Source organism: Microbacterium sp. X-17 (assembly GCF_039615055.1).
The window spans coordinates 1-4,618 of record NZ_JBDHNI010000018.1 but is presented as its reverse complement, the minus strand read 5'-3'; the positions used below and the strand labels follow the sequence as shown (position 1 = coordinate 4,618).

At 64.1% G+C, this 4,618-nt stretch carries 2 protein-coding genes; both read right to left on the bottom strand.

Going from position 1 to position 4,618, the window contains the following annotated elements:
* Positions 1-3,594, bottom strand: a 3,594-nt coding sequence (locus ABCS02_RS34560) for an ATP-binding cassette domain-containing protein (RefSeq protein WP_345836312.1), incomplete at its 3' end; no start/stop codon positions are given.
* A gap of 137 nt (positions 3,595-3,731) precedes the next feature.
* A partial coding sequence (locus ABCS02_RS34555; protein ID WP_345840250.1) for a VOC family protein occupies positions 3,732-4,618 on the bottom strand: 887 nt, incomplete at its 5' end.

Genomic DNA, 4,618 nt, shown 5'->3' with positions numbered 1-4,618 from the left:
CGTGAGGTCGGTGCGTTGGTTGGTGGTGCCGACGAAGACGTCTTTGATTTGTTCGAGGCGGTTTTGGGTTTCGGTGGCGGTTCCGGTGTAGAGGAGGTTGCCGCGGGCCATGACGTAGGCGCGGTCGGCGATGGTGAGTCCGCTGGTGATGTGTTGGTCGACGAGGAGGACTCCGACGCCGGTGTCGGCGACGGTGCGGATGGTGTGCATGAGGTTGTCGACCACGATCGGTGCGAGTCCGAGGGAGAGTTCGTCGATGACGAGGACCTCGGGTTTGCGGGCGAGGGCTGCGCCGACGACGAGCATTTGTCGTTCCCCGCCGGAGAGGAGTCCGGCGGCGCGGTCGCGGATCTTTGCCAGTTGCGGGAAGTATTCGTACGCGATGTCGGGGTTCCCGCCGCCGAGGACGAAGTGGTCTTGCACGGACAGGCTGCGGACGATGTTGCGTTCCTCAGGGACGTACGCGAGCCCGTTCCGCACCCGCCGGTACAGGGGGGTCCGTTTGGTGGGGGTGCCTTTCCACAGCACGTCGCCCTTCATGGGTTTGATGACCCCGCAGATCGTTTTCAGGGTCGTGGATTTCCCGGCCCCGTTCGGTCCGATCAGCAACACCACCTCACCGCGGTTCACGGTCAGGTCGATGTCGCGGACCGCGGGCAGGTCCCCGTACCCGGAGGTCAGCCCACGGATCTGGAGTTGTTGTTCATCGGTGACCGACGCCCGCACGGCGGGGGTTTCGGTGACCCGGGCCGCGCCGACCGTTTCGACCCGGTCGGGGGTTTCGATGGTGACCGTTTCGACGACCACGACCGTTTCCGGTTCCGGGGCGGTGACCCCGGTGTCGGTGTCGCCGAAGTACGCGTCTTTCACCTGCGGGGACGCGGCGACCTGTTCCGGGGTGCCCGACGCGATCACCGCGCCCTGTTCCAGGACCACGATCTGGTCGCACACGTCCATCACCAAACCCACGTCGTGTTCGACCAGCACGATCGTCATCAACCAGTCATCCGCGAGCCGCCGCACCAGCCGGCCCAGTTCCGCGGTCTCGTTCTCATCCAACCCCGCCGCCGGTTCGTCCAGCAGCAGCACCGACGGGTTCGCTGCGACCGCGCGGGCGATCGCGACCAGCCGCCGCCGCCCGAACGACAAGTCGGATGCCATCGTGTCCAGGTCCCCGGTCAAACCGAACTCGTCGATCGCGGACGACGCGACCGGAGACAGTTTCGGTTTCCCCGGCCGGAACAAGTCGGTCACATACGCGCCCAGGTCCCGCCGTTCACACGCGGTGACAATGTTGTCCCGCACCGTCATCGCGTCGAACAACTCCAACGACTGGAACGACCGCCCCAAACCCGCCCGCGCACGCCGGCGGGTCGGCCAGCCCATCACGTCCTGATCGTTGAGCAGCACCCGACCGGTCTGCGGGTGCACGAACCCGGTCGCCGCGTCGATCACCGTGGTCTTCCCCGCCCCGTTCGGACCGATCAACCCCACAATCTGACCCGGCACCGCCTGGAACGACACCTTCTTGACTGCGTGCACCCCCCCGAACGACACCGACACATCCGACAGTTCCAACGTGACCGGCGCGACCGGCTCCACCCGACCCCGCACCCCACCCGCCGTCGCGGCGTCTGCCGTTTCGGTGGTCGCGGCGTCCGCGGTCTCGGTGGCGGCGTCTGCCGTCTCGGTGGTGTCTGCGGTTACGGCTGGGGTCTTGCGGTGGAAGAGGCGCGCCACCCAGGCGCGGGTCGCGGCCATGGTGGAGAACCCGCCGTTGGGCAGGTACGACAACTGCACCAGCAGCAACAGACCGAGCACGACCTGCACGATCGTGGAGGTCCCGATCAACTGCCGGATCGAGAACGGCAGCAACCCCAACGGGTCGATCAACCCGCCCATGATCGCACCCGCGACATACCCGATCCCACCGATCACCGTGTACAACACGATCGAGATCGAGTGGAAGAACGAGAACATCGGCACGAACTGCACGATCGGGCTGGAATACGTGATCAACAACCCGCCGACACCTGCCAACGCGGCAGCCAACGCGAACGCATACAACTTCGCTTGCGGCACGTTGATCCCCAACGCGGACGCAGCCCGCTCATTCGTCCGCACCGCGATCAGACGCCTGCCGGACCGGCCGCGGCGGAGGTTCATCACCCCGAACGAGGTCACCGCGAGCAGCACCACACACACCACCGCCCACCGCACCGGATACACCAACCCGGACAGGCTGAACCCGAACAGATCCGGCGACCCGATCGAGCCCGCCGCAGCCTGCCCGCCACCCAGAGCGGAGTTGTCCAGGAACTGCTGCTCGATGAACACCGCGAACGTCAACGTCACGATCGCAAGGTTCATCCCCCGCACCCGCACCGCCGGCAACGCGATGATCAACCCGACCAGGATCACCGTGATCACCCCGACCACCGCGCCCAAAAGGAACCCGCCACCGGCCATCACGATCCGAGTCCCGACCCACCCGGCCAGGCCCGCCAACGCCATCTGCGCCAACGAGATCTGCCCCGCATACCCGCTGACTACCACCACCGACAAACAAATGATCCCGAGCGCCGCGCTGATCGAGAGCGCCCCCAACGCGGACGGCGACAAGAACACCAACAACAACACCCCCGCGACCACCAGGATCGCCACCGTCACCCACCGGATCTTCCCGTCGGTCAGCATCGGCGGTTTCGCGAGATCCTCATCGGTCCGGCTCGTCACCGAAATGTTCCGGACCAGCAACGCGACCACCACCACGATCACCGACACCAACGCCTGCACACCCGCGATCGGCCACGACGGGTTACTGGTCTGCAGCAACGTCAACTCCGACTGCAACACCCCGATCAACAACCCACCCGCAAGCGCCAACCAAAACGACCGGAAACCCCCCACCACCGCAGCCACCAGGAACGGCACCACCATCAAACTCAACTGCGTCACCGACAACCCCACGATGTTCACGATCATGATCGCCGCCAACACCGACAAGAAACCCGCCAACCCCCAGTTGATCAACGCCACAAAATCCCGCGACACCCCATGCGTGTCCGCAACACCCTCCGCGACCGCCGTGGTCCGCTTCCCGAACCGGGTATACCGATACACCGGCACCAAAACCGCGGTCAGAACAACCCCGACCCCCAACAGAATCAACCGGTCCACCGACACATCCGCGTTCCCCCACAACGGAATCGAATCCTTCGGCAACACCGGCGCCGGAGCAGACGGAGCCCCACCCCACGTCCCCAACGCCCACGCATACAACACCGCGAAAAACGCCAAACTCGCAACCAACTGAATAATCGGCTGCGCATTCCTCAAACGCCGCACCACCACCGCATAAAACGCAACATTCAACAACACACCCGCACCAAACGCGAGCACCAACGCCACCACCAACGGAACACCCGCACCCCGCAACAGGTAAAACGCGAACGCCCCCACCATCCCCACCGCACCCGACGCGAAATGCACCACACCCGACGCCCGATACACCAACACCAAACTCAACGACCCAAGACCATAAATAGCCCCAGACCCCAACCCCAGAATCGCAAAAATCAGAATCTCGTTCATACCACGAACTCCGGCATCGAAATGGTCCTTCCTGGACTGCTGTGTCCGTCCGGTGCGACCTTTCGGGTCCCGTCGGCATTGACGGGAAGGTCGGTCAAGCGACGTACCCAATGTACGCCGGTCGTCTTTCTGGTGCGCTACTTGATGAGAGTTTCGTGGGCTTTTTGGCGTGCGTGGCCCCAGATCTGTTGGTTTCCGGGTCCGTAGGACGCGGTGGTCCAGGTCTCGTCGTCGATGATCCGGCCGCCCCACCCGTATTCGATCTCGAACCCGGAGGGCGAGTTCACGTAGAACGAGGTCATCAGATCGTTGGCGTGCTTGCCCAGCTCGCCCGTGATCGGCATCCCGTTCTTCTTCGCCTCGTCCATCGCGATCCCGACATCTTCCAGAGCACGACACTCCAACATGATGTGGTTCAACAGCTTCGGGCTCTTCAACCCCGCGATCGCCAACGAATGATGCCTCGGATTGCAGTGCAGGAAACAAGACCGCACCTGCTCGTTCCGCATGTAATCACTGACCCGGAAACCCAACACGTTCGTGTAGAAGTCCAACACCTCCGTGTACGGCTCCACCAGCATCACCACATGCCCCGCACCGAAATCCCCGGTCACGAAACCCTGATGCCCCCGCTGCAACCGCACCGGACCCTGCGCCGCGAGCGGCGCCGTGTACACCACACCCCGCACCCCCGCCGGATCCTCGAACACGAGAAACTCATCCGGCGCCAACAACGACGCCGTATCGAACTCCCCCTCCAACAAAGGGATCCCCCGCTCCACGAACCGGTCCCGGATCCCGGCCAGCTCCACACTGTCCGCGACCTCCCACCCGATCTCCCGAATATCGTCCTCACCCGTCGGACGGATCAGATACCGCAACCGCCGATCATCCATCCGCAGCAACAGATCCCCACCCACCTCACCGGCGAACGACGCCTCCACCGCAAGAAACTTCTCCGCGAAATCACGCCACGCCACCGTGTCAGAAGCACCGATCGACACATAACCCAACTGCATAACCG